Here is a 25,054-nt window from a genome sequence, read left to right on the forward strand (position 1 = left end):
GCCGCAAGGTCGCGGTACCGACTGCAAGCTCTTTGGGCCGGATCCCGCTCCGCTCCGGTACGGGAGCCGTAAGCTAAGACAATGCGGCCCCGATGTCGTGAGCTGCGCTGATTGCGCGCGGGTCCCCGCCTCCCGGCCAAGGCCCACGCGAAATCGTGTAGGCGAAGGCGACTCCGGTGTCCGGATCGACGCAGGCGACGGCGCCCATCGCACCGTCGTGTCCGAAGCTGCGCGGTCCTCCCCAAGCAAGCTTCAGATTTGGCTTCTGGAAGACGATTGAATGCGCTCGATCGGTCTGATTCAGCACCTCGTCGTAGCCTCGCACTTGCTGCTGCCCGATGGCGGCGATCGTGTTGATGCCCAGCAATGGTGCAGACCCGTCAAGTCCGGTGATCGTGCCGGCAAGCAATGATGCGATTCCGCGGGCTGATCCGGACGCCGACGCTGCCGGGTGGCCGAACCGCTGGGAACGTGGGTCATTTGCCAGATCCAGATCTCCACCCGGCCGTTGACCGGAGAGCCAGGAACGCATCGGGTGCGGCGCGGGACGGGGATGCTGGGCAAGCGGCGGCACCATTGGTTTGACTGGTTTGAGGCGGTGCTCCATGCCATCTGGAAGCCCTAAGTAGAAGTCTGCGTCGAGGGGCTGCCGGACTTCCCGCTCATAATAGTCGTGCAGCGTGTCCCCCGACACGCGGTAGACAAGTTCCATTGCCAAATTGCCGATCGTGAGCGCGTGATAGCCGAACGCCGATCCCGGGAGCCAAACCGGAACCGCGGCTGCAAGTCGGTCTGCTGCACGGTGGTGGTCGAGGAGTTCGTCCCATGAAAGTCTGGGCCAGAGATCCGGCAGTCCCGCCTGATGGGAAAGAAGCTGGCGTACTGTTACCTTTTTCTTGCCGCCCTGTCCGAATTCCGGCCAGTACTGAGCGACCGGGGCGTCGAGATCAAGTGCCTGGCGCTCCACCAGGAGTCCGACGACGACGCCGATAATGTTCTTCGATACGGAATAGGGCACTGACAGCGATTGCTCGTCAAGATCAGGGCCGCCCCAGACATCCAGCACCAAGTCGCCGCCGCAAAAGGCGGCCATTTGGAACGAAAGATTTGGATCAACTTCAAGGTAGCCCGCGAAACGGTCGGTGATGGATTCGAGTTTGCCATCCGCTGTGCCCTTGAGCGCCCCGGCCAGATTCGAAAGTGTCATTGGGTTCTCCTTTAGGGTCGTTGTCTGGTCTGGAGGTGCAGGGTTGGCCAAGATATTTCGGTGGGACCTGCGCTAGAGGGCGGTGAGTCCGCCGTCAACCGTGAAGATACCGCCGGTGGCGTAGGCGCTGTCGTCGCTTGCGAGGTAGACCATGATCCCTTCGACGTCTTCCGCGCTGCCGGGACGGCGGAGCATGGTGGCATTGACGAGGCCGGCTCGCTGGGCGGGATCTTCGGCGATTGTGCGCACGAGGGGAGTTTCCGTATAGCCCGGGACGACCGTGTTGACCCTGATCCCTTCAGCGGCGTAGTCGGCTGCAACGACGCGCGCGAGCCCGTGGACCCCGGCCTTGGAGCTGGAGTAGGCGGTGAAGGTCTGGCCGCACGCGACGACGGCGGTGGGGCTGCCGGTACAGATGATGGACCCGCCGCGCCCTGTCATCGCGCGGACGGCGTGCTTGAGGGTCAGGAACGCGCCGCGCTGGTTTATCCGCACGGTTCTTTCCCAGACGTCGAGCTCGAGGTCTCCGACGCGGTTGTCCAGACCGAAGAGCTGGACGCCGGCGTTGGCGACGACGATGTCGAGTGGGACGTGCTGGGTTGCCTCAGCGAAGGCGGCGGCAACGCTGGGCTCGTCAGAGATGTCGACTCCGAGGGCAACGGCGCGGGAGGTCCCGGCCTCACGGGCAGCTTCGCGGGCACCATCGTGGTTGAGATCTGCGAAGTATACGCTAGCTCCCTCAGCGATAAACCGGGTGGCGACGGCGCGGCCGATGCCGGAAGCAGCCCCGGTGACGAGGGCGGTTTTGCCCGCAAGTCGCTGTGTGCGTGACATGTCTATTGTCCTTCGTCTGTTCCGTGGAAGCGGAGCGCAGCCGTACCCCATGGGGCGAGTTCGAGGCCTTGGTCTTGGCTGCGATAGGAAATGTGAGCCTCGACTGCCCAGGGGGTGAGGTTACCCGTGAAGCACACCATTCCTTCCGCGGTGCGAACCGGATAGGCGACGAGGCTTGGTGTCGTCCCTGAGCACTTCACAACGTCCAGGCCCCGCAGTGCCGATAATTCCTGGAGCAGAGTCCCAGCGGGAGTTGAAAGGTCAGATGCAGAGGCATAAGAGAGCGAAGCAACGCCCCGGCGGGTGAGGGCGGCAATGCTCCCCAGCAGCCACGCGGCGGCGAAGCTGTGGTCGCGGAGCGGATGCCGTGCGGGGAGTTCCTCGGCGGTCGGCCGTTCGGTCGCCACGGCATTGAACCGTGGAGTCAACGTGATCGGCCCGATGTGCAGTGGCCTGCCGTCGCCCAGCTCGAGCGCGTTCTCTGCTGTAAGAGTCTGAACAGGAAGCGTCTCGACGACCGAGAGCGGTTCAACCGCGTGCATCTGGGGCGTTAGGGAGTAACTGATACCGTCGGCGTCTGCCTCGATGGCGTGACGGTTGCGATTGAGCTCGGTGAAGTGGCTGCGTGCCCCCGTGAGCAGGGCCGCGTCGAAGTGGCGCTCCTTTGCCTCGCGGACGAGAACGTCCCACAGCGAGGGTTCAGTGACGTGGGTAGTTGCGCTGTAGATGGCCAGGCGGCGGACAAGCCCTGGCTGGAGCGCGGCGAGGACCTCTTCGACGTCGTCGGGTGAATCCGCGACTACGCGCGCGTCCAGGCTCAGGCCTCGGCGGGGGAAATGGTGGCGAACGCTGCGTTAGGACGGGCCGAAACTTCTGCGAGGAGTGGACCGAACGTGGCCGGAAGGGTGCGGGGGCGGACATCGCCGTCCTCCACACCGGTCGCGGTGCCGAGCTCAGGAACGCTGCCAGTGACTGTGTCGGTGATGTCGATGCGGTGCTTGACGCTCAGGCGCACGGCCTGCCGGACGTGATCGCCGGGCCTATTGTTCACGGGGAAGGGCCGCTCGAGTGGAGTGCTGTAGGTCTTGAAGGAAGCGTCGGTCCAGTTGCGCTGGTCCTCGGTCTCGAAGACGTCACCATCGAAGTCGAGGCGGTATCGCACCTGGTCACGCTCCCATGCCAGGGCGGCGACGTTCTTAAATGGCTGGTGGGGGCTGATGCCAAGGGGGAAAGCAGAGGACAGTTTCCCTCCGTCCGGCGATGTTACCTCACAGGGTATGCCGGCATTGTCAGGCCCGTGCAGGACGATGAGACCAATGCGGTTGCTTCGGAAGTCTTTCACTGCCGTCCCATTGAACTCCACTTCAAGGGCGGTGTCGCTGAAGCTCAGCGTGAGCTCGCCCTTGTACTCTGCCCCATGTCCGTCCCATCGGATGGTGAGCCGTAGCTCGCATCCGGGCAGTGGTGCGATCTCTTCATGTGTCACGTGTGGCGTCAGGGTTAGCCAGTTGTGGTTTCGCACGACGGCGCGAATACCACGCAGCACCAGCCTGTCAGCATGGCGGATGTTGGCAAGTTCATCTCCGCGGAGCTCTAGGCTCCAGGGGCCGTAGTGGAGGTGTCTGGTCTGCGCGTGCAGGCCATCATCATGGGTCGCGGTCATGAAGTTTTTACGGAGTCGCCTGAGACGTGCTCCTCCAGGCGAGCAAAAAAGTCCTCGAAGAGGAGCCGGGTGTCGATCTGCGTGACGACCTTCGCGACGCGTGCCGGGTCTTCGTCTCCGCTCCACTGCCCGTTATCGCCGAGCTGACGCACGGGCCGTTCCACCAGGTGCAGCGCTCTCCTGCCGAAGGCGGACTGCAATGCTGTTACAAGCACGAGGGGGCTGTCCCCCATGGTGTACGTTTCCCCCATGGGCCTGCCCAGAGCGCGATGCAGATCGATCATCCAGTGGAGCCGCTCCATAAGGAATTGCCCGAGCGGCCCTTGTCGTCCGATGCGCTTCTTCAGCTCCGTCATCGACAGGATGGCTGTGGCGTATGTGCTCAACGGGATTTGCCAGACCTCCGCCTGGGACTCGCACAACACTGCTCGAACAGCATCGGGGTCGATGCTTACATTGAAATCCGGGTATTGATGCTCGGTGCCGTCATCTCCCCCGATCCACACTACGGTGAGCCGGTCGGCAATGTCCGGGGCCTCAAGCAGCGCACTCGCTATGTCGGTGAGGCCTCCTCCGCAGGCGATGAAGAGCCGGGACTCCACGTCGCGGCGCGCCTCCTCAATAATTGCGGCCGACGCTTGCGAGGGGATGGGCGTCCGGGAGTCCTTCAGCGCGTGGGGCGCGCCGAGCCAAACGGGCACCGAGCCCCTCTTCCCCATGAGATCCAGGACCTCCTCGACCGCATCGACAGCATGCTGTGCGGAGTCCGGACTCGAGTCCATTGGATTATCAATCGGAAGGTGGGATCCGATGATGCCTTTAATGTCCACCGATTCGCAGAGCAGGTGGTGGACGAGTTGGAAGAAGCCATCCGGATCCCCGGCGTAGTCGTTGTCGATAATTACCCGGTAGCGCATTGCATCCGCCCGCGCGTAATCGCTGGAAAAGGAGCCTGACCTGGTCGGCGTCGGCATGGGAAAACCTCGTTCTTCGTTGAAAGGTGTCCAGGGAGAGGGTGACCGGCTGATTTTTTCGACGCCGCTGCCACGACGCTTTGTTTGGGGCGTGACGCCAAGTGCTACTTGGACGGACCTGACGGCAGCTCTGGCTGCGCGTACTGGTTCCAGAAAGCGTGAAGGGTTCCGCCGAGGTCGATTTCCGGATTGATCGCCCACTCGGCCTGAAGGCCGTCGGACAGCGCCAGGAGCATGCGGGCGATGACTTGGGCATCAACGTTTGGATTGAATGTTCCCGCGGCCTGCCGCTGTTCGATGTCACGGGCGATCCTGCCGACCACGATCAGGTCGCGTTCCCGGAAGTACTCGTGGCAGGGGTGGTCCACGTCCGTGGCGGCGGCCTGGAGGCTCACGTAGAGCTGGACGAGGCCGGGTACTTCCATGTTGTGGTGCGCGAGTTGGATGATGAGGGGAAGTTCCGACACGTCCGCGGGGCTGAAGTGTTCCCGGTCTACCTCGTCACGTTTGCGGAGCACCTCGGAGAGAAGGTTCTCTTTCGTGTCGAAGTGGTGCAGGAGGCCTGCTTGGGTCATGCCGACCTCGTCGGCGATGTCGCGAAGGGAAGTCGCGTTGTAGCCCTTGTGCCCGATGACCTGGAGTGCCGTCTGGAGAATCAGATCCTTGGCTGCCCGGCCCTTCGCATAGGTTCCCCTGCGGCGGGCGGCCACCGGCTCGGCGCGCATTGACATCACAGCTCCAATCCGAACCCACACTCGTAGAGCGGGTCCTCCGTATCCCCCGGCACGTCCGGACGGGATCCAATGACGGCGGCTTCCGAGCGTGGAAGCTGGAAAGGCACCCTGCCCTCGGGTGGCACAACGTTGGTCAGCGCCTTGAGGAGCGCTGAGTCCGAGGCCCCGTAGACGGCTGCGATGGCCGCGCAATGCGGTTCCAAAGGGGTTAGGATGGCTGGCCGGTCCAGGTGCGGAACAAGGACGACAGGCACCTGCTCCGAGAGGCGACGGACCTTCTCGATGGTTTCCGTATCGAACGCGAGGCTTCCGGCGTGGAAACTCGACTCGAGCATGTAATGGTCCCGGAACTCGAACGGGGCTGCCACGCGGACGATGGCCACGTCGGCTTCACCTGCGCTCCCCACGGGTTCGAGGCCTGAGGCAGCGACAACATTCGGATCCATTTCTTCAGAGTAGACCCGGACGCCCGGGGCCAACGGAAGCAGTGGGTGTTCGGCGCCGTCGTTCTTCAGTATGGTGACCGACCGGGCCTGCGCCAGTTCCCCCGCTGCGACGTATTCGGGTCGACCGGCCCGCTCTGCAGCCGCCTCGGCGTCGACGTAAGGGTTGTCGAAAAGACCGAGGTCGAATTTCACCCTGAGCAGGCGCCGCACGGAGGCATCGATCCGTTCCTCCTGAACGAGGCCTTTCCGCACCAAATCGACGATGATCTCGGGGCACTCCTCGCCGCCGAATTGATCGCAGCCGGCCTCAATGACCTTCAGTACGCGTTCTTCGACCGACAGGTGCTCCACTCCCCAGGCCCGCGGCGGGAGTTGTTTGCCGTTCAACCGGGACTCGGTGATGAGGCTCCAGTCTGTGCAGACGACGCCGTCGAAGCCGAGCTTCTCGCGCAACAAGCCAGTAATGATCTGGCGGTTGAAACCGAAACCGACCTCCTCGATCGGTTCGCCGTCCAGTACCAGCCCTACCGGCATGCCGTAGTACGGCATGATGCACGAGACACCCCGGGCAATGACCTTCTTGAACGGTTCGAGATGGTAGTCGAACATCCCCCCGGGGTAGACCTGCTCCCGGCCGTACGGGAAGTGGGGGTCTTCGCCGTCCAGTTGAGGACCCCCGCCGGGAAAGTGCTTGGCCATGCACTCGACACTGTCTGCACCGAGCTCCGGCCCCTGAAAGCCATCAAGGTATGCATTTGCCAGGCGGGCCACCAGGTCCTTGTCCTGGCCGAAGGTGCTGTACTGGCGTGCCCAGCGAGGCTCAGTAGCGAGATCGATGGTCGGATGCATGGCACCCCGAATGCCAATTGCGGTGTACTCAGCCCTCGCTATCGTGGCGAACTCGCGCACGAGCTGCTCGTCACGTACGGCCGCAAGGCCCAGGGGCTCCGGCCACGCCGAGAAGTACTCGGCGGTGAAGGAGGCGCCCCAGTTCTCTATGAACGAGTGGCGGGGATCCGTGAACAGCGTTACGGGAATACCGTGCGGGCTGGATTCGAGCGCGTGGCGCTGGAGCTCGTTGACCCACTTGGCTGCCGTATTGGGCACAGGGACATAATGGAAGTTGAGGTGGTTAACCAGCTTGTTCGCCACGGTGTCGCGGACTCCGACGCGGCCGGAACGGGGTGTCTCGTCCTCGAGGTTGCCGGAATCCGGCACGCTCACGATGCTGATAAACATCAGGCCGGCCTTCTCCTCGAGCGAGAGGCGGCCCAGGAGGTCCTCGACGCGCTCCGCCGCCGGGAGGCGTGGGTCCTCATAGGGTTCCATAACTCCGTTTCCGTTGAGATCCCGGAAGACGACGCCGTCTGGATTCTCCATGTATTCGGAGGCTACTTGGATGCTCATGCTGCCTGCTCCTTGGCGGTGAGTTGGCGGCGGGCTTCCCGACGCTCGCGCTGGAGCTCAGGGTTGGGCACAGGTGCAGACATGAAGAGCCTTTGCGTGTAGGGGTGGCCTGGTTCGGAGGTGACCTGGTCGGCGCGGCCGTGCTCGACGATCATGCCCCTGAACAGGACGATCACATTGTGGCTAATGTGGCGGATCACGCTGAGGTCATGGGAAACGAAGAGGTAGCTGACGCCGGTTGCTTCCTGGATCTCAACGAGCAGGTCGAGGACACGGGCCTGTGTGGTGAGGTCGAGAGCCGATACCGGCTCGTCGCAGACAATGAGGCGCGGCTCGATGGCAATGGCGCGGGCGATGGCGATGCGCTGGCGCTGGCCACCGGAAAACTCACGGGGAAGCCGGCCGCCGGCATCGGAGGGAAGGTGAACTCGGTCCAGGAGTCCTCGTACGCGTGCGAGGGCGTCCTTCCGAGTCCACCCCTGGACGGTGAGTGGTTCAGCCAGGATGTCTTCCACGCTCATCGAAGGGTTGAGGGACGTATACGGGTCCTGGAAGACGACTTGGATGTCCTTGCTCAAGGCCCGGCGTTGACCGCTGCCCGCACGTGTGATGTCGGCGCCGTCGAACGTGATCTTGCCGCCGGTGGGTTTGACCAAGCCAAGGATCGCGCGTCCGATCGTCGTCTTGCCTGAGCCGGACTCGCCCACGAGCCCAAGGGTCTCTCCTGGGCGGAGGGCGAATGAGATATCTTCGAGGGCACGGAATCCGGGACGGCGTCCGCGGCCGGGATACTCCACGGCGAGATGCTCAACCTCAAGGAGGGGGTGGCGGTGCATCATGGTCTACTCCTTGGCTTCTGCCGACACTGGCAGCTCAACTGGCGTATTGTCTGTCGAGGACGCGTCCTCGAAGGGATACGGACGCACCGGGCCGTCCTCGAGCATCGAGTCGAGGAGGCGACGAGTGTAGTCCTGGGACGGCTGGGAGAGGATTCGGTCGACGTCGTCGATCTCCACTATGCGGCCCGCCTGCATGACGGCGACGCGGTCGCAGATGTCTGCGACGACTCCGAAGTTGTGCGTCACCATAATGACGGCCATCCCCGTCTCGCGCTGGAGGTCGCGGAGGAGGTCGAGGACCTCGGCCTGGACAGTGACATCCAGCGCGGTGGTTGGCTCGTCCGCAATGAGAAGGCGTGGGTTGCAGGAGACGGCCCCGGCAATAAGTACACGCTGTGCCATGCCGCCGGAAATTTCGTGGGGATAGGACTTGAAGACCTTTTCCGGGTCGACGATGCCGACCCTTGCGAGGAGGGCGAGGGCACGCCTGGTTGCCTCCTCCTTCGAGATCCCCAGCCGCTTCCGAAGCGGGATGGTGAGCTGATAACCGATCCGGAAAGCCGGGTCGAGGTTGCTCATCGGCTCTTGGGGGATGTACGCGATATCAGTTCCACGCAAGGAAGCGCGCTGGGTCTCGCTTAGGGACGTAAGCTCTTGGCCGTCGAACAGGATCGAACCAGCGGAGACGTGACCACCTTCGGGCAGCAGGCCAAGGATCGAGAACGCTGTCTGAGTCTTCCCGGAACCGGATTCGCCGACGAGCCCGAGCACTTCGCCCTGCTCGACGTGGAACGTCACGCCATGCACGACTTCCTTCTCCGTTCGCCCATAACCGTAGGCAACCTTGAGCCCGGCCACGCTGAGGAGGGCACTTTCGGGCTGCAAAGCACCGGCCGACGTCGCCTGTTCCTGCGGATGGGCGGCGTCAGTTGCCTTCCGCGCGCGCCTCGGAATGTTGCCCTGCTTTCCCCGGTCCTCCAGCGCGTCGCGGACAGCGTTCGCGAACAGCACAAGGGCCATGCAGACAAGGCCGACCGCCAGCGCGGGCCAGAGAATGAGAATCGGGTTCAGCGTGATCTTGCGGAAGCCATCGTTGAGCATGCTGCCCCAGGAAGCGGTACTGCTGTCACTGACACCAAGGAACTCGAGGCCTGCCTGGATAGCGATGGCGATGCTAAGGAGCCGGGCGATCTGGATGATGACGGGCGCCCGGACCACGGTCAGGATGTGACGGCCGATGATGCGGAAGTCGCTCAGGCCGGAGACGCGGGCGGCATCGACGTAAAGCTCGCTGCGCACAGTCTGCACGGCGCCGCGCACCACGCGGAAGAACCCAGGAAAGAGCAAGACCCCGAACACTGCCATGGCGATCCAGACTGATGGGCCAACCACGGCGCGCACCGCCAGGAGGACGACGATGCCGGGCAGCGCCATGGTGAAGTTGTTGAACCAGGACGAGATGCTGTCGAACCAGCCGCCGTAGTAGCCGGCGATCAGGCCGGCGCTTACGCCAATGATAAGGGCGATGACGACAGCGAGGGCGGCGCCGAGCAGATTGATCCTGCTGCCCCACAGCAGGCGGCTGAGGATGTCGCGCCCGGAGCTGTCCGCGCCCAGAAGATGCTGCGGGCTTGGCGGCTTCATTGCGTCGCGCAGGTTCACGGCGTTTGGATCGGGCAGGCCCAGAACGGGGACCAGGACCGCGGCGATGATGATGAGCGCCAGGATGATGGCTGAAGCGAGCCCGAGAGGATTGCGTAGGAATCTCCGGACTACTCCCGAACGGGGGGCCACGTCCTCGACGGCGGTGGGGACTTCGGTTGGGAGAGTCATTAGAGGCGCACCTTGGGGTTGAGCCATGCGACCACGAGGTCGACGATCAGGTTGACGATAACGATGATGAGGACGACCGCGAGGACCACGCCGAGGATGAGCGGCAGATCCGTGCGGCTTGTCGACTCGACGGCGAGCGAGCCCAGGCCGGGAAGGGCGAAGACCGATTCGATGACGACGGCGCCGCCCAGGATGCCGACGACGTGGACTGCGAGAGTTGTCAGGCCGTTGACGGATGCGTTGCGCAATACAGTGGTCAGGATGACGCGTTTCTCGGAGAGGCCTCGGCTTCGGACAGTGCGTACGTAGTCGTGCCGCAGGACTTCGATTGCCGAGCTGCGGACCTGCTGGGCGACCCCTGCGACGCCGCCGATGGTGAGCGCGATGACAGGCAGTGTCAGGGTCCTCGCCCAGTCAACCGGGGACTTCGCGAGGTCTGTGTAGCCAGTGGCCGGGAAAAGTTTGAGCTGGATCGCAAAGACGGTGACGAGGAACAGCGCCACAATGAATGCCGGGAGCGCATCTCCGAGCGTTGCAAGGACCTGCAGCGTCCGGTCAATCCATCCCTTCTTTACGGCCGCGAGCAGGCCCACCGCGAAGGCGAGGACTCCGGTCAGCAGCGTGACGACGACGACGAGGCTGATGGTTACCGGGAGGCGCACCTGAAGGATCTTCAGCACCGGCTGGCTCGCGAAGTACGAGGAGCCAAAGTCGCCGGTAATGGCTTTTCCGAGCCATGCTGCGTACTGGACGACGACGGGCTGGTCGAGGCCGAGCTCGTGGTTCTTGAGAGCAACCTGGGCTTCGGTTGCGTTCTCACCGAGGATGTTGCGGGCGATATCGCCCGCTGCCGGGTACAGCATTATGTAGGCGATAAAGGACGCCGCTAAGAGCAGCACCACGGCGGAAGCCAGGCGCCGCAGGAGGAATTCGGTCACCGTTGACTCCTGAGCATGGGATAAGGGAATGCGGAGCGCTGGCAGCCGCCGAAGCATGGAAACTAGCGCACGGCCGCCAGCGGCAGGAACTACTGTCCTGTGGGCTTGTAGTTGTAGATGGAGGGGACGGCCTGCTCAGCCTGAACTTGCACATCAACAGACTTGTTCCAGTAGAAGCTGGCCTGGGGCCGGTAAAGCGGACTGAACCAGTAGTTGTCCACGATGTACTTGTTGATCTGCTTGTCCGCGTCAGCGCGCGTCGAATCATCGCCGGCCTGTGCCTTCGTGATGAGGGCGTCGAGCTCCGGGCGCTGGGTCTTGAAAGGGTTCCACGGCGCGCTCGGAGCAATCTGTGCGACGATGTGCCGCCAGTCGTTGCTCTGGCTCACCGCCATGTAGGAGATCGGGACATCGCCGCGCTGCATTGCTGGAATGGGCTGGCCCGGACCCCACTGAAGACGGGTGACCTTGACCCCGATGTCCTTCCAGTTCTGCTCGATTGCGTCGTAGACGGCGGGGTCAAACACTTGGGTGACGGGCAGCGTGACAGCCAGGTTCTCGGCCCCGGCGTCCTTTAGGAGCTGCTTCGCCTTTTCGGGATCGTATTTGTACACGTCGTCCAGGGAGGCGTCATAACCATTTGTGCCGGGGCGGAACGTCTGGCTCGTCAGGGTTCCACGGCCGAGATAGACGTTCTGAAGGATGGTCTCCCTGTCGATGGCGACGGTCAGAGCTTGCCGGACACGGACGTCGGCCAGCTGGGGCATCTTGGTACCGTCCCGATCAAAGAAGAAGATGCCTTCCCAGTTGATGTTGAACGGCTTGTGCTGGAGCCCGGCGGAGTCCGCGTCGTTCCCACTGGCGGGACGGTTCAGGACGCCGGCATCGATCTGGCCGGACTTAAGCGCGTTCAGTCGCGCGGTCTCGTCCGTAAGAATTTGGAACTCAACCTTGTCGTACGGAAGCTTGTCGCCCCAGTAGTTCGGGTTTCGGACGAAGGTGATCTTCGAGCCCGCAACCGTGTTCGCTGCATCCAGAGTGTACGGGCCGGAGCCAACGGGTTGGGTCTTAATTCCCGGCGTGGCCAGCGCCTTGGGGCTGCCCATGTAACCCAGCGCATTTGTGAGCGCGTAGGGCAGTGCCGGGTCGGGCGCCGAAAGCCTTAGGACCGCCGTGGCCGCATCCGGCGTCTCAACGGCCTGGATTCCCTTCCCCAAGCTGCCCAGTGGACCGTTTGCCGTCTTGAAGTGCTCAATGTTGGCCTTGACAGCAGCCGAATCGAAAGGCGTTCCGTCTGAGAAGCTCACGCCTGTCCGGAGCTTCAGAGTGTAGGTCTTATTGCCGTCACTCGCCTCCCAGGAAGTGGCCAGCATCGGCGAGAGGCTCCCATCGGGCTGCGTCCTAATCAGGGGGTCGTAGACCGCCTGATAAACCGGAGCCAGATGGCCTTCGTTTGCCATGGCAGGGTCGTAGCTGGTGGGCTCCTGCAGCGAGCCGATCCGCAGCAACGGCGCTGTGGCTGGACCAGACTCGTCAGATGCCGAGCTTTGTGGGGTGCTGCTGCAGGCGGAGAGGGCCCATACAGAAAGCGCAGCGGGCACGCTGGCCGCCAAGAGTTGGCGCCTGGTTATGTTCATGTCTCTTCCTAGAACTCCGTCGTGATAGGACAAGGCACCAAACAAACCTGTGCCCTGCAGCACATACTAAACAGCGTTCAGTGTTGAATGCAATACAACGTTTAGTTTTCGTTGATTGCCTCGCCGATAATTCGAGGAAAATGGCATCAGCTACCGACGAAGGCCGATGCGCCCAATCGTCGGCGCGCACTGACACTACAAATGTCTCCGTCAACGGGACCCGTCGTCCGCCCCTGGGAACCCGGGATCCTTGTGTCCCACACTGAAGCACGCCTCACCACCGTCGTTACGCGATGGCACCTCCAGCCATCGATTTCACGTCGCACATCATTGGTTCTACCAATGCGTTGACACTCTGCTGCCATTGTGATTAGGATCTCACATATTGGTTCAACCAATTTAGGAGTTGTTCTTGGCAAAGGATTTGGCCAGCCTCGTGGACTCGCTCATCAGCGAAGCCAGTAATGAGGAGTCCACGGGGCGCCTTCGGTTACCCACCGAGCGTGCTCTTGGAGCATCACTGGACCTCAGCCGGGGCATGCTGCGGGAACAGTTGGCCACTCTGGAGCTTCTCGGTTTCCTGGATCGGACCCAAGGTCGAGGCACTTATCTTGAGGCTCCCGATTCCGGATTCATCCAGCTGTACTTCCGGCTGGCATTACGCCTGGGCCACATTGGCGCAGAGCAATTCACCCAGGCCCGGGAAATGTTGGAAATGGCCGTTGTGGAGCAGGCAGCGATGCTTGCAACAAAAGCGGATGTTGCGACCCTTCGCAGCCACGTTGACAGGATGGTCGAATCCACATCCCGCGGTGACGTGGACAAAGCAATTGCAGCCGATTACGACTTCCACCGAAGCCTCTTCGAGCTCGTCAATAATCCGATCTTCAACTTCCTGCACGACGGCCTACGCGATGTACTCAGGGACGTTGTAGGTGACCGCAGGCGCCAGGCCCTGGCGGTGGTGGAGTCGACGAAAGACTTCATAACCGACCGGGTCCACTACGAGATCACGGACGCCCTGGCAACGAACGACCCCGAGGCCGCGCGCCATGCCATGCACCGACACTTTGACGTCTGGCGCACCATGACCGATAAACCCTAACCAGGCAACCCTTCACCAGTACCACCAAGCACCAGGCCTCACGGGCCCGGGGCTGGGTTTCTTACGCCCAAAATCGCCTCTCCAAAGAAGCAGGAAACGTGTCCACCCAACAAGCAGTCACCTTCATCGGAATCGGTGCCATCGGCCTACCGATGGCAAAACAGCTAGCTCTCAACGGCCACGCCGTCACCGGCGTCGACCCCGCCGTGTCCCAGCACGAGCGGGCCCGCGAAGCCGGAATCGCAGCGGCAACTTCGATCACAGACGCCGCGCCGGCAGGCACGGTCGTCGTCATGGTCGCCACACCGGACCAGCTCAACCAGCTAGTCACCACTGCCCTCGAAACCACCGATGTCTCCGCTCAAACCTGGGTGATCATGAGCACCGTCGGACCAGACTCGCTCCGCGACGAAGCGGCCCGCCTGCAAGCCGAAGGCGCCATCGTGGTCGACGCGCCGGTCACCGGCGGAGTTGCCCGGGCCATCACCGGTGAACTCACCATCTTCGCCTCCGGCGCCCCCCACGCCCTCGACAAAGTCACCGCCCTTCTGTCCCACTTCGGGACGGTACGACGCGTAGGTTCCTCTCTCGGTGACGGTCAGGCCATCAAGGTCGTCAACCAACACCTGTGCTCTGTCCACATCGTGGCCGCCGCAGAAGCGCTGAACCTGGCAGAAACCCTCGGCCTGAACAAGGCAGACGTTCTGGACCTCATCAGCTCAGGTGCGGCCGGTTCCTGGATGCTCTCGGACCGGGGCCCGCGGATGCTCGCAGGAACCAACGTCGAGGTCACCAGCACCATCAGCATCTTCGTCAAGGACAGCACGCTCGTCGCTGATGCCGCCCGCAAAGCCGGTGCACAGACACCCCTGCTGGACACAGCCAAGGAACGCTACGAACAAGCCGCCCGCATGGGCCTGGCCACCCGCGACGACTCCCGGGTCATCGAAACCTACAGCTAAACCCTTTTCCACGCATCGCTTGTTCAAGGAGGAACAATGAGCACCACAGCACCAAAGAGGACCAAGTCCCAATCCGTCAAAGCATCCGTCGCATCCATGATCGGCAGCGCCGTCGAAAGCTACGACTTCTTCATCTACGGCACCGCCTCCGCGGCATATTTCGGCAAGGTCTTCTTTGCCGCGCAGGAACCCATCATCGGCGTCTTGGCATCCTTCGCCACGCTCGCCATCGGCTTCCTAATGAGACCGCTGGGCGGCTACCTCGCCGGCCACTTCGGAGACAGGCTGGGCCGCAAAGTCGTCCTGTTCTGGTCCCTAATCATCATGGGCGCCGCCACCGTACTGGTCGGCGTCCTGCCCACCTACCAGCAGGCCGGAGTTATCGCACCCATCCTCCTGATCCTCCTCCGGATGATCCAGGGCATCGGCTTCGGAGCCGAGTGGGGCGGCGCGGTCCTGATGTCCGTCGAGCACGCCCCTGCCCGTCGACGGGGCTTCTTCGGAGCCGTCCCCCAGCTCGGTATCCCGGTGGGTCTCCTGCTGGCAAACGGCGCATTCCTGCTCTCCGCCCAGCTCTTCGAGGGTGACCTGGTCTGGCGCGCCCCGTTCCTGGCCTCCCTCATCATGGTCGTGATCGGCATCTTCATCCGCCTCAGCGTCAAGGAATCCCCTGACTTCGAGAAGATGAAGCTCCAGAACACCATCGTCAAGCAGCCCGCCCTCGAAGTCATCAAGCGCGACTGGCGAGCCATCCTCAAAATCATGGGCCTGCGTATGGCCGAAACCGGCGGCTACTACATCACCACCAGCTTCGTCCTGTCCTACGTCGGCCTGGCATCCATCACCGACAAGAACAACGTACTGCTCGGAACCATGATCGGATCGGCGCTTGGTCTTATCAGCCACCTTGCCTTTGGCGCCCTTAGTGACCGCATCGGACGCAAGCCCGTCTTCCTGCTCGGCGCCATCTTCACCATCGCCTTCGGCATCCCAATGTTCCTGCTCATCAACACCGGCTCCGTCATCATGGTCGTGGTCGCTGTAGCCATCGCCCTTCTGTTCAGCCACGACCCGATCTTCGCCGTCGAGTCCAGCTGGTTCGCCGAACAGTTCCCCGCACACGTCCGCTCCTCCGGCATCTCCCTCGGCTACAACGGCGCCTCGCTCGTCGCCGGCCTACTGCCCTTCATCGCCGTTGCCATCTACGGCTGGATCGGCTGGATCGGCCCCGCCCTCATGTTCATCGCACTCGGAGTCATCTCCACAGCGGTCGCCGCCTTCGTCAAGGAAACCGCGCCGGTCAAGACCGGCGAACTCGAACAGAAAGAAAAGGTCGCAGCATGACCGCCCCCACCACACACTCACCCGAACAAACCACCCAGACCTCAGCAGCACCTTTTGAAGAGCGGGTGGACAAGATCAGTGCCGCCGCGTACCGGATCCGGCACCACGCCCTGAACATGGGCGAGGTGCAGGGCCAGGGCTACGTGGGCCAGGCTTTGGGTGCCGCGGACATGCTCGCCACGGTCTACGGTGACCAGCTCCGGTACCGTGCCGAGGACCCGCACTGGGAAGCCCGGGACCGGTTCCTGCTCTCCACCGGCCACTACGCGATCGGCCATTACGCGGCCCTGGCCGAGGCCGGGATCGTCCCGGTGGAGGAACTGGAAACCTATGGCTCGGATGATTCGCGGCTGCCGATGTCCGGGATGTCCACCTACACCCCCGGGATGGAAATCTCCGGCGGCTCGTTGGGACACGGCCTGACCATCGCCGTGGGCATGGCCCTGGGCCTGCGCTACCAGGGCTCGTCCGCCCGCGTGTTCAACTTCCTCTCCGACGGCGAACTGGACGAGGGCTCCACCTGGGAGGCCGCCATGGGCGCACACCACCACCAGCTGGGCAACCTGACCGCCATGGTGGACATCAACGCCCTGCAGGCCGACGGCAAGACCGACACCGTGCTGCGCACCGAACCGGTGACCGAGAAGTGGGAATCGTTTGGCTGGTACACCCAGCGCGTGGACGGGAACGACGTCGGTGCGCTGCTGGCAGCGTTCGACAACGCAGCCGCCCAGGCCGCCACCGTAGGACGCCCCTCCGTGATCCTGTGCGACACCAAGGTGGGCCGCGGCGTACCGCTGCTGGAAAACCGCGAAAAGGCGCACTTTATGCGCATCGAAGAGAACGAATGGCAGATCTGCCGCGAGCAGCTCACCGCCGGCTACGAAGGAAAGGCTTCAGCATGAGCACCACCACCGAGGCCCCCGACACCGCGGCAGCCGCTGCAGCTCCCGCCAAGCCGAAGCTGAAAACGTCGGCGATGATCGCATCGTTCGCCGACCCGGGCCAGAAAACCTCCAACGCACCGTTCGGGCACGCGCTGGTCAAAGCCGCACAGGAAAACGACAAGATCGTGGGCCTGACCGCGGACCTGGGCAAGTACACGGACATGCACATCTTCGCCCAGGCCTTCCCGGAGCGGTTCTTCCAGATGGGCATGGCCGAGCAGCTGCTCTTCGGCGCCGCCGCCGGCCTGGCCGAGTCCGGGCTGGTGCCGTTCGCGTCCACCTACTCGGTGTTCGCAGCCCGCCGCGCCTACGACTTCCTCTGCCTGGACGCCGCCGAACCGAACCTTAACGTCAACATCGTGGGCGGCCTGCCCGGCCTGACCACCGGATACGGCCCCAGCCACCAGGCCACCGAGGACATGGCGATCTTCCGCGGCATGCCCAACCTGACCATCGTTGACCCCTGCGACTCGATCGACATCGAACAGGCCGTCCCGCAGCTCGCCGCCTCGGCGGGACCCACCTACCTGCGGCTGCTGCGCGGCAACGTGCCCACCGTCCTGGACGAGTACGACTACACGTTCGAACTCGGCAAGGCCAAGGTCCTGCGCGGCGGCAACGATGTCGTCTTCATCTCCTCCGGCCTGATGACCATGCGCGCCCTGCAGGCAGCCAAGGCCCTGGCGGCACACAACGTGGACGTCGCCGTCGTGCACACCCCCACCATCAAGCCGTTCGACGCCGAAACCGTCCTCAAGGAAATCAACACGGACCGCCTCGCCGTCACCCTGGAGAACCACTCCGTGGTGGGCGGCCTGTTCGAAACGGTCGCCTCCGCGACCGTCACCGCCGGAGCAGGCAAGCGCGTGGTGCCCATCGGACTGCCGGACCAGTTCCTCGACGCCGGCGCCCTGCCCACCCTGCACGACCGCTACGGCCTCGCCGTGGACCGCATCGTCGCCAAAGTCCTCGCCGAACTCGGCTAAAGGCATACAGCGCTCCAACCACGAGTCAGTTGAGGCTGGCCGGGTAACCGGCCAGCCTCAACGCTCACCCGATACCGACGTCGATGACCGGACGACCCTTGCGGGGGTGGACGCGTTCATCGCTATCAACAGTCAGCACGTCTGCACAGGCCGAGTGCAGGTCGTCACGGACGACGGAAGCATTGTCTGGCTGCAGTCGCAGGGCGACACCGAAGGAAGTACTAGAAGACGTCACATGCGTTGCATGGCGGCATGCCACGTGGGTTCACACGACTTGACCGCCACGGGGTCATAGATGAACCCAGGTCCAGCCCGACGGCAATCCCGCTGGAATCCAAGTGGCCTTACGCCACCGACCGCTTGTCACTGGACGCGACGTCTGCCGACTCGAAATAAAGAGGATTTAAGTGTGGACAGTGTCCACACACTCCTTGGCAGGACAAAGTCACGCAGAAAGCTCTCCGGGAAAGGTAGCGGCTGCCCTGAAGTGCCGTTTGAACCAAGATCGGTTTCATCATGTTGTCCCCGCTCCCCCGGCACATGAATAGGTGTCGGCAAACACCGGCCCACCCAACAGAACCGGAACGAGGAAGCACCTAACCCCAGCTCAGCACGCGGAAGTCTCACCAGCCAGGGACTTGAACCCGCTACACCACACACCTGCATAAGCTCCGCGGCAGCCAGGCCAAAGCCCGCAACCCAGCCGTCAGAGAGACGCGACCACAAGCTTTGTCAACACGTCACAGCAAAATCGCCTCTGACGAGGGAAAACTACGTGCCCGAGGTGGGACTCGAACTACATTCCAGACCCTGCAAACACTGGGAAACCGCGAAAACATGCGGAATCAGCACCCATCCGGAGACAGTAAGACCTAGTCCGAGGAAAGGAGTGTGGACAATGTCCACACTCCTCCTTGGGGATTTCTTTGCTTAGTTTCCCTACTTTGCGTATGCGGCCGGGACCTCGTAGTTCGCGGCCAGCGGGAGGAGCTTCGGGGCAGGGTGCGGGCCGCTGGAAAGCCAATCGTTGCTGATCTCGGTTGATTTAGCGGCTTGGAGGACGAGCTGTGCAGCGAGGGCAGAACCCGTGATCTTGGCGTAGGCTACGGCGGTCTCACCGACTGCCTCTATGTGTTCGAGGAGCGGGAGCAGGTGTGCTGACGTGACGTTGCTGAGTTCCCCAACCCGTTTGCCGTCGAGACGTACCTCGACAAACGGGCGCTGCGTGCCGTTCTTCAACGTGTTGATCTCTTTGTGCAGGCTGACCAGCAAAAGGCCTCGACCCTCAGTTGGGACGTGGCTGAACAGTATGTCGAAGTGGTTCTCTTCCTTCAGGACCTGAATTCCTGATCCCCACGGCAAGAGCGTGCTCAAGCCCGCGGGGGCCTCGTTGAGCGGAACGATCAGTTCCGGTTCTGGCAGCGCAACGGTGACGCGTGCACGGAGCTGGCCGCCGTCGTCGTAGCCCCAAATACGAGCGGTTGTTGCAGCCAGGAGTCCGCTGGCGATGATTCTCCTGACTGGTTGTTTATAGCGAAGAGCGTCCTCACGACTGAGATAACCAAGCACCCGGCCTCGCCACCGAACACTTATGGCATTAGCGTCGTGAGGGTTGTCCGGCTCGGCAACCAACTCAACCCCAACACCTTCAGCTTCGCCTTCGGTCCTTCGAGCGGACAAGGCCCCATTGGCCCGGAGCGCCGCCTTGATTGCCTTGCCGTAGGCGTGCTCACCAACGACTTCCACGTTCGGCCACGCAGCGCGACCAAGCGAGACAAGATAACTCCCCTTGGTAGAGGAGGCAGGCTGATTGACCGCTGCATTTGGTTCCACTGGCACCACGTATGACGAGACCTGCTGGGGCGAAGCGTCAGCAGCCAAATTTTCGATACCGTCACCAGGGACCCTGACGGTCTCCTTCAGAGTCCCTGACCAAGTGGCGTCCTCCCAAGCCTGGCGGTCACGACGGCGCTTTCGCAGCACGAACATCAACCCGACAATGCCCGCTGCCAGCACAAACCCTGCAGGCGAAGAAACTGTGACAATAAGCAGCAGCAAGCCGAGCATCGTCCACTGGGCAACTGTCCCGACCTTCTCAAGCTGTGGCACCCCGCGACCGCCCGCATTCAGCCTCGACGGGCTTTCGCCGACGAAGGTAAGGACGTTTGCTGCCTGTCCCTGGGTCAGGTGCATGAGGCTAGGGCGCGTTCCAGTTGCGCGGGCGACGACTGCACGCACGAAGTTCCGTTGGAACTTCGATGCTGCCGGCGTTCCATCCGGCGCCAAGAGCTGCCGCCACGTTTCGTCGCTAACGATTCGACGATCGATGCGGCCACGCGAAGGATCGGATCGCCGAACGGCAGCATTCCGGGTGGAACGGCGGGTGGAGCTGCTGGGCGAATAGGAGACCCCCGTCTTGGGGATCCTCACCGTAGTTGTTGTGCGACCCGTTGCCGACTTCGTGACCCGCAAGGGGCCTGCTCCAACACTTGCGCTCAATCCGCGCTTCGATGCGGTGATCCGCACCGGCCCAAAACTCTTTGACTTGCGGTAACGAAACCCCAAACCCGTACCCCCAAAATTTGGCATACGAGAAGCCAGTTCCCCTCGTAAGAGAAATTGTATGCATCAGTAATCGGTGCAGGAACAAACGGCCACCAAGTGAAATTTCCACCCCGCTGCAAAGCAGCCCAAGCGCCCTCAATAACCGCCGAAGTCATGCGGTCCCAATCTTCAAAACCCATGGAAAAGCAAAAACTCATCGCTGCTCGTCATTCTGATATGTCCCATGATCGCTGGGCGGACCCTCCGCGCAACCAGGGCGCTACCGCGCCGACCCCGGAACCGAAAACTTCCCAACCCAGAGTCGGTTGGTTCTCGACGAACTTTTCGGCCCCGGGGCCGGTCCCCCAAGTTGCACTCCGGCCCCTCAACCCAGCGGATGGTCCCCTACCAGAACGACGCACACAACCAACAACCGCAGAACAAACAGCAGCAACACCAAGGATGAAGGGATACACGGGACCATGGAAAAGCTCACCATCAAAACACCATCGGATGTCCTCAGTTTCATCGGACACACCCTGGGCTTCTGGCCCCAGGAAAGTCTGGTCTGCATCACGATGAACGAGAACAGCATCGGTGCCACTCTCCGTATCGACCTCCCCCACCAACCAGGCCAGGAACTCTCCTACGCACGCACCGTCGCCCACTACCTCACCAGCGACGCCACCGCCACGTCCATCCTCTTCGCCGTCTACACCAGCGAAACCAGCCAACCCGGGCAGGCCAGGCCGCAGGCCGGCACCATCGCGGCGCTCACAGGAGTCCTCGCAGAACAAGGCATCACCATCCGAGACGGCCTCATCGTCGGAGACGAAACCTTCTCCCCCTACGACGGCAAACCAGGCACCAGCCTCGCCCTGCCCATCAGCTCCACCCAGACCAGCGCGATCAACGCCGAATTTATTTACCGTGGCAGCTTCGTTGAACCCACCAGCCTAATCACACTTGCCCCTGCCGGCCAGGAATCAGCGAAAGCGGCTGCCATCGAAAGCCACATGGACTCCATTAGGACTCAACCCACCGAGAGCGCACTCCAGCACGGGCGGGAACTCTGGTCAGACATGCTCCGCTCCACTGACTTTCCCAGCGACGAGGACTGCCACGAACTCGTCGCGAACCTGCAATTCCCCGCGATCCGCGACCGGCTCATCGCGGACATCCCAGGGATGGACGAGCCCATGCAGCAGATCCTGTTCGCCCAAACTAAAGAACCTCCAAAATGGTCGCGCATAGAATGGGCACAACAACTCCTCCTGCACGCCTACACCCGCACCTCCCCCGAACACGCAGCACCAGTCCTCACCGCCATCGGCTACATCAACTGGTGGGAAGGCAAAGGCAGCAAAGCACATCAATTCCTCCAACTCGCTCTCGACACAGACCCCGCCTACCGCCTCGCCCGCCTCAGCGACCAAATGGTCGGCTCCGGCATCGTCGCAGGATGGAACATGAACAAGAACACGGCCTACAAAGCTCTTCCGTTCGACATGCCGTAATTCTTGTCCCTATTCGCTCGCCGCGACAGTGGAGATTCCCTACCGCTGGCCAAGACCGCGAGCCACGGCTCCGACATCATTCAACGACCGAGCAGATCAGGTTGACGGAACGTCGGTTATCGGCTCTCTGGAGAAGGGGAAAAGAAGCCCTAAGGTGGCGTGTTTTCCGGCCGTCGCCGGACCCTTTGCTGGGTACTTAAAACAGCACGCATAACTGCTCCCCTTGAGTCGCGACTGGCAACTCACTCACTCCGTAAACATTCGTCCAGTACCTCAACTCAAGGTAACTTCAGTCTGACTCTTGCCCCGTCTTTCGGACTTCGGCCCAAGAGCAGAATCAGGGCCCCCGAAAGCCAGAATGCCTGGGCTCGGCGCAGCCAGCAAGTCGTGAACGGGGGGGTGAATGAGACGCCGTTCGGCGTCACGGCGGGGCTTGTCTCTGAGCCTTGGGCTTCAGGATACCGGTGCAATATTTAACGTGCGCGTTGGCTCGATGCCAGCGCCTTTCATTTCTGAGGCGTCTTGCGCCCCTCGCACTGCGTCGCCTCCTCCCCTCCCCCGCGCAGGGAATGGCTGGCGGTTCTCGTCGGAAGCTGCCTAGGGACGTGGTCTTCCATCTTCTACAAATCGCCTCTGCCAGCTATATGTTGTCTGATAGCTGTTGTCTGCTGAAGGATTGCTGCTAGCATATGGTGTTGGAGCTCACACCTCCGACTTAGCCCTGTAGCGCGGCGCAGCCGCCCTTTCCTCAATGAGGACGAAAGGAATTCATGTGTCCTTAAGCATCAATGTTGCCGAGACTATAAACCGCGCGCGGATGTCCGGCTTCCAGATTCGGATTCTGGTCATTTGCACCGCAGTTTTGATTGTCGACGGCTTCGACGCGCAAGCTCTTGGATTTGCGATCCCTTCTCTGTCTGCAGAATGGAAGGTCCCCCCGGGGGCATTCACCACGGCCGCCACCGTCGGGGTGGCGGGCCTGCTTGTGGGCAGCCTCCTTGTTGGTGCTCTGAGTGACAGGTTGGGCCGGCGGCCGGTAACTTTGGCGGGCCTCGCCCTTATCACGGTCACCATGTTCGCTACGGCCGGGGCGGGGTCTATGGAGTGGCTGATCGCGCTTCGATTCTTGACCTCGGCCGCTGTAGGGGCCTTGACGCCTAACCTGATTGCACTCGTATCCGAATTCTCCCCGCAGCGGAGTCGCTTGTTCACCGCTACGATAGCGATCTCCGGCTTCTCATTGGGCGGTGTTCTCGGAGGTTTCCTTGCTGCCTGGCTTGTTCCCCTGACCGGGTGGCATGGTGTTTTCATCGCCGGAGGACTTATAACTCTCGTCACCGGCCTCGGCGTACTGTTCGGAGTCCCTGAGTCGGTTCGGTTCCTCACGTTGGCCGGGAATCAGGAAGCCGTGCGACGTTTGATGATACGCATTACCGGTCAGAACGTGTCGGATGGCACGACATTCGTGCTGGCAGAGGAGAAGACCGGCCGGGCTTCTTTGGCCGCACTCTTCGACCGCAAACGTGCAGTCTTGACAGCCCTCCTCTGGTTGACCTTCTTCATGAGCCTTCTGGTGCTTTACTTCGGCGCCAACTGGCTGCCGACCATCCTGGCAGGGGCTGGATTTACGGCCAGTTTCGCACTTATCGGAACTTCGATTTACAACATGGCTATGGTTCTGGGGGCGCTTCTATCAGGGTTCACCGCTGACAAGGTCAAGCGGCCTGAACTGGTTCTCGGTGGCGCCTATGCGGGCGCCTTCGTAACCTTCCTTTGCATGCCGCTAGTGAGTGGCTCCCCGGGACTCCTGCTTGTGGTTCTTTGCTTCGCAGGGTTCTTCGTTCAAGCCGGTCAGGCAAGTCTCGCCGGCTTCGCCGGCACACTATATCCCACCAGTATTCGCGCAACGGGTCTTGGATGGGCGTTTGGTGCAGGACGAATAGGGTCGATCGTGGGGCCCCTGATAGGTGGAGTCTTGATTGCGGCGAGTTTCGGCGGAGTTACTATCCTGTCGATGCTTGCCGTCCCGTCAGCAGTCGCATCCTTGGCGGTCACGACGATCGGGCTGCGAAAATCCGGTCGTGTGAGCGAAACTGACTTGAAACTAGAAGATGGTCACGCAGTCGGCAAAGCGCACAGCTGAAGCACGTTGCCAGCAAGACTTACCTCCATTTAGCCTGCCGGGTCTGGCGCGGATTTTTGTATCCGTGACTTCCCCGGCATGAGCGTGGTGTGTCCTAGGTCTGGGACGCACCACGCCCATGTAGTTCATCGCTTTAAGACCAAGGCCAGCGAAAGGACATTCATGCCAAGTGCAGCGGCAACCCACCAGACTTGGGAGGTGATAGCCGTTCGGCATGGACGGCTGCTGACCACCCGCGGGGACTTTTATCTAAATTATTCAGGGTACGGTCAACCGGATGGCCCACTCGAGCTTGCTTACTGGATCTGGATTCTCAGGAGCGGATCACGCACGATCGTGGTAGATACCGGTTACTCCTCTGATGGTGCTCAGCGACGCGGGCGTGAGGTGCTTATCCCACCCTCTGAGGCGCTGGAGGCCTTGGGGATTTCTCCTGATTCGGACGTCGATCTTGTGGTCACGCATGCGCATTACGATCACATCGGAAATTTGGATCTGTTCCCCAGCCAGCCCGTATATCTGCACCCGGCGGAAACGGCTTTTTGGCTTGGTCCCGATTCTTGCCATAGTGAATTTCAGGCAGTGGTTGACGATGCCGACCTGGCGCGGCTGCGGCAAGTTGCTGAATCGGACCGCGTTGTCTGGGTCGATGCTCCACGGGAAATTGCCCCGGGTGTGACTGTGGTGCCTTTCGTGGGACATACTCCCGGGCAACTGGTAGTAGTTATCGAGACGGCGGCAGGGCGGGTGGTCCTATCGTCCGATGCCTGCCATCTGACCGAGGAACTCGAGGCCGACATGCCGTTCAAGCACAATACGGATCTTATCGGCTTGTTTCGAGGCCTCGCCAAACTGCGTGAGTGGCAAGGACAAGGTGCCATCGTTGTACCAGGTCACGAACCTTCAGTGCTGGGAAACTTCCCGCCGGTGGAGGGGGCGTTGGCGGGCCATGCTGTCCGCATCGGTTGAGGTCCGCCGGCAATGTCTTCCTGAG

The 25,054-nt window shown here is 62.2% G+C and carries 21 protein-coding genes and 1 pseudogene; 9 read left to right on the forward strand and 13 right to left on the reverse strand.

The annotated features are described in order from the left end of the window. Positions 1-73: 73 nt before the first annotated feature. The 3 genes from J2T23_RS02565 to J2T23_RS19955 all read right to left on the reverse strand — a co-directional run bounded on the left by J2T23_RS02565 (position 74) and on the right by J2T23_RS19955 (position 2,682). The gene (locus J2T23_RS02565) at positions 74-1,207 is read right to left on the reverse strand and encodes a serine hydrolase domain-containing protein (RefSeq protein ID WP_307356825.1); all 1,134 of its coding nucleotides are present in this window, start codon (positions 1,205-1,207) and stop codon (positions 74-76) included. 72 nt (positions 1,208-1,279) lie between these two features. Then, on the reverse strand, positions 1,280-2,041 hold the full coding sequence (locus tag J2T23_RS02570) for an SDR family NAD(P)-dependent oxidoreductase (protein WP_307356827.1): 762 nt from the start codon (positions 2,039-2,041) through the stop codon (positions 1,280-1,282). A 2-nt stretch (positions 2,042-2,043) separates the two neighbouring features. Further along, the gene (locus J2T23_RS19955) at positions 2,044-2,682 is read right to left on the reverse strand and encodes a D-apionate lactonase family protein (RefSeq protein WP_503128805.1); all 639 of its coding nucleotides are present in this window, start codon (positions 2,680-2,682) and stop codon (positions 2,044-2,046) included. Here J2T23_RS19955 and J2T23_RS02575 point away from each other — a divergent pair. Then, on the forward strand, positions 2,632-2,832 hold the full coding sequence (locus J2T23_RS02575; RefSeq protein ID WP_307356828.1) for a hypothetical protein: 201 nt from the start codon (positions 2,632-2,634) through the stop codon (positions 2,830-2,832). The genes J2T23_RS19955 and J2T23_RS02575 overlap by 51 nt on opposite strands. A 26-nt stretch (positions 2,833-2,858) precedes the next feature. On the opposite strand, the gene J2T23_RS02580 is transcribed toward J2T23_RS02575, so the two are convergent. From J2T23_RS02580 to J2T23_RS02615, 8 genes are all read right to left on the reverse strand, one after another. Then, complete coding sequence (locus tag J2T23_RS02580) at positions 2,859-3,704, reverse strand: D-apionate lactonase family protein (protein ID WP_503128804.1); 846 nt, start codon at positions 3,702-3,704, stop codon at positions 2,859-2,861. Then, the gene (locus J2T23_RS02585; protein WP_307356830.1) at positions 3,701-4,678 is read right to left on the reverse strand and encodes a nucleoside hydrolase; all 978 of its coding nucleotides are present in this window, start codon (positions 4,676-4,678) and stop codon (positions 3,701-3,703) included. Before J2T23_RS02585 ends, J2T23_RS02580 begins: the two co-directional genes overlap by 4 nt. 104 nt (positions 4,679-4,782) lie before the next feature. Next, positions 4,783-5,409 (reverse strand): TetR/AcrR family transcriptional regulator, encoded by a 627-nt coding sequence (locus J2T23_RS02590; protein WP_307356832.1) that lies wholly within the window; start codon positions 5,407-5,409, stop codon positions 4,783-4,785. Next, positions 5,409-7,265, reverse strand: coding sequence for a glycoside hydrolase family 3 protein (locus J2T23_RS02595; RefSeq protein ID WP_307356834.1), 1,857 nt, complete (start codon positions 7,263-7,265; stop codon positions 5,409-5,411). Before J2T23_RS02595 ends, J2T23_RS02590 begins: the two co-directional genes overlap by 1 nt. Then, positions 7,262-8,104 carry an ATP-binding cassette domain-containing protein gene (locus J2T23_RS02600; protein ID WP_307356837.1) on the reverse strand — a complete coding sequence of 281 codons (843 nt, stop codon included), beginning with the start codon at positions 8,102-8,104 and terminating at the stop codon, positions 7,262-7,264. Before J2T23_RS02600 ends, J2T23_RS02595 begins: the two co-directional genes overlap by 4 nt. A 3-nt stretch (positions 8,105-8,107) precedes the next feature. Beyond that, positions 8,108-9,937: a dipeptide/oligopeptide/nickel ABC transporter permease/ATP-binding protein gene (locus J2T23_RS02605; RefSeq protein WP_307356840.1), complete on the reverse strand. Its 1,830-nt coding sequence runs from the start codon at positions 9,935-9,937 to the stop codon at positions 8,108-8,110. Further along, on the reverse strand, positions 9,937-10,875 hold the full coding sequence (locus tag J2T23_RS02610) for an ABC transporter permease (RefSeq protein ID WP_307356843.1): 939 nt from the start codon (positions 10,873-10,875) through the stop codon (positions 9,937-9,939). The genes J2T23_RS02605 and J2T23_RS02610 overlap by 1 nt, the downstream gene beginning before the upstream one ends. Before the next feature lie 89 nt (positions 10,876-10,964). Further along, entirely contained in the window at positions 10,965-12,488 is a 1,524-nt protein-coding gene (locus tag J2T23_RS02615) for an ABC transporter substrate-binding protein (protein ID WP_307356844.1), read from the reverse strand. A gap of 436 nt (positions 12,489-12,924) precedes the next feature. On the opposite strand from J2T23_RS02615, the gene J2T23_RS02620 reads away from it, so the two are divergent. From J2T23_RS02620 to J2T23_RS02640, 5 genes are all read left to right on the forward strand, one after another. After that, positions 12,925-13,617: a FadR/GntR family transcriptional regulator gene (locus tag J2T23_RS02620; RefSeq protein ID WP_307356846.1), complete on the forward strand. Its 693-nt coding sequence runs from the start codon at positions 12,925-12,927 to the stop codon at positions 13,615-13,617. Positions 13,618-13,715: 98 nt separating this feature from the next. Beyond that, positions 13,716-14,579, forward strand: a complete 864-nt coding sequence (locus J2T23_RS02625) for an NAD(P)-dependent oxidoreductase (protein WP_307356848.1) — start codon at positions 13,716-13,718, stop codon at positions 14,577-14,579. 36 nt (positions 14,580-14,615) lie between these two features. After that, entirely contained in the window at positions 14,616-15,923 is a 1,308-nt protein-coding gene (locus tag J2T23_RS02630; RefSeq protein WP_307356850.1) for an MFS transporter, read from the forward strand. Next, positions 15,920-16,828, forward strand: a complete 909-nt coding sequence (locus J2T23_RS02635) for a transketolase (protein ID WP_307356852.1) — start codon at positions 15,920-15,922, stop codon at positions 16,826-16,828. Before J2T23_RS02630 ends, J2T23_RS02635 begins: the two co-directional genes overlap by 4 nt. Further along, complete coding sequence (locus J2T23_RS02640; RefSeq protein ID WP_307356854.1) at positions 16,825-17,856, forward strand: transketolase family protein; 1,032 nt, start codon at positions 16,825-16,827, stop codon at positions 17,854-17,856. The genes J2T23_RS02635 and J2T23_RS02640 overlap by 4 nt, the downstream gene beginning before the upstream one ends. A gap of 939 nt (positions 17,857-18,795) precedes the next feature. Here J2T23_RS02640 and J2T23_RS02645 read toward each other — a convergent pair. Then, entirely contained in the window at positions 18,796-20,049 is a 1,254-nt protein-coding gene (locus tag J2T23_RS02645; RefSeq protein WP_307356856.1) for an HIRAN domain-containing protein, read from the reverse strand. 216 nt (positions 20,050-20,265) lie between these two features. Further along, positions 20,266-20,445, reverse strand: a pseudogene (locus J2T23_RS19840) (DUF4236 domain-containing protein); the annotation flags it as partial. A gap of 437 nt (positions 20,446-20,882) precedes the next feature. Here J2T23_RS19840 and J2T23_RS02650 point away from each other — a divergent pair. The 3 genes from J2T23_RS02650 (at position 20,883) to J2T23_RS02660 (ending at position 25,029) form a co-directional block, all read left to right on the forward strand. After that, the gene (locus J2T23_RS02650; protein ID WP_307356858.1) at positions 20,883-21,917 is read left to right on the forward strand and encodes a DUF4192 domain-containing protein; all 1,035 of its coding nucleotides are present in this window, start codon (positions 20,883-20,885) and stop codon (positions 21,915-21,917) included. Between the two features lie 772 nt (positions 21,918-22,689). Beyond that, a complete protein-coding gene (locus J2T23_RS02655; RefSeq protein ID WP_307356860.1) occupies positions 22,690-24,060 on the forward strand; it encodes an MFS transporter in 1,371 nt (456 codons plus the stop codon). Between the two features lie 162 nt (positions 24,061-24,222). Next, positions 24,223-25,029 (forward strand): N-acyl homoserine lactonase family protein, encoded by an 807-nt coding sequence (locus J2T23_RS02660; protein WP_307356862.1) that lies wholly within the window; start codon positions 24,223-24,225, stop codon positions 25,027-25,029. The last annotated feature ends 25 nt before the right edge of the window (positions 25,030-25,054 follow it).

Source organism: Pseudarthrobacter niigatensis (genome assembly GCF_030812615.1).
In the GTDB taxonomy this organism is placed as follows: domain Bacteria; phylum Actinomycetota; class Actinomycetes; order Actinomycetales; family Micrococcaceae; genus Arthrobacter; species Arthrobacter niigatensis.

Bases quoted from the DNA above. Each gene is read 5' to 3' on its own strand.
- J2T23_RS02565 (WP_307356825.1), bottom strand. From the start codon at position 1,207: ATGACACTTTCGAATCTGGCCGGGGCGCTCAAGGGCACAGCGGATGGC.
- J2T23_RS02570 (WP_307356827.1), bottom strand. From the start codon at position 2,041: ATGTCACGCACACAGCGACTTGCGGGCAAAACCGCCCTCGTCACCGGG.
- J2T23_RS02580 (WP_503128804.1), bottom strand. From the start codon at position 3,704: ATGACCGCGACCCATGATGATGGCCTGCACGCGCAGACCAGACACCTC.
- J2T23_RS02585 (WP_307356830.1), bottom strand. From the start codon at position 4,678: ATGCCGACGCCGACCAGGTCAGGCTCCTTTTCCAGCGATTACGCGCGG.
- J2T23_RS02590 (WP_307356832.1), bottom strand. From the start codon at position 5,409: ATGTCAATGCGCGCCGAGCCGGTGGCCGCCCGCCGCAGGGGAACCTAT.
- J2T23_RS02595 (WP_307356834.1), bottom strand. From the start codon at position 7,265: ATGAGCATCCAAGTAGCCTCCGAATACATGGAGAATCCAGACGGCGTC.
- J2T23_RS02600 (WP_307356837.1), bottom strand. From the start codon at position 8,104: ATGATGCACCGCCACCCCCTCCTTGAGGTTGAGCATCTCGCCGTGGAG.
- J2T23_RS02605 (WP_307356840.1), bottom strand. From the start codon at position 9,937: ATGACTCTCCCAACCGAAGTCCCCACCGCCGTCGAGGACGTGGCCCCC.
- J2T23_RS02630 (WP_307356850.1), top strand. From the start codon at position 14,616: ATGAGCACCACAGCACCAAAGAGGACCAAGTCCCAATCCGTCAAAGCA.
- J2T23_RS02635 (WP_307356852.1), top strand. From the start codon at position 15,920: ATGACCGCCCCCACCACACACTCACCCGAACAAACCACCCAGACCTCA.
- J2T23_RS02640 (WP_307356854.1), top strand. From the start codon at position 16,825: ATGAGCACCACCACCGAGGCCCCCGACACCGCGGCAGCCGCTGCAGCT.
- J2T23_RS02645 (WP_307356856.1), bottom strand. From the start codon at position 20,049: ATGCACCTGACCCAGGGACAGGCAGCAAACGTCCTTACCTTCGTCGGC.
- J2T23_RS02650 (WP_307356858.1), top strand. From the start codon at position 20,883: ATGGAAAAGCTCACCATCAAAACACCATCGGATGTCCTCAGTTTCATC.
- J2T23_RS02660 (WP_307356862.1), top strand. From the start codon at position 24,223: ATGCCAAGTGCAGCGGCAACCCACCAGACTTGGGAGGTGATAGCCGTT.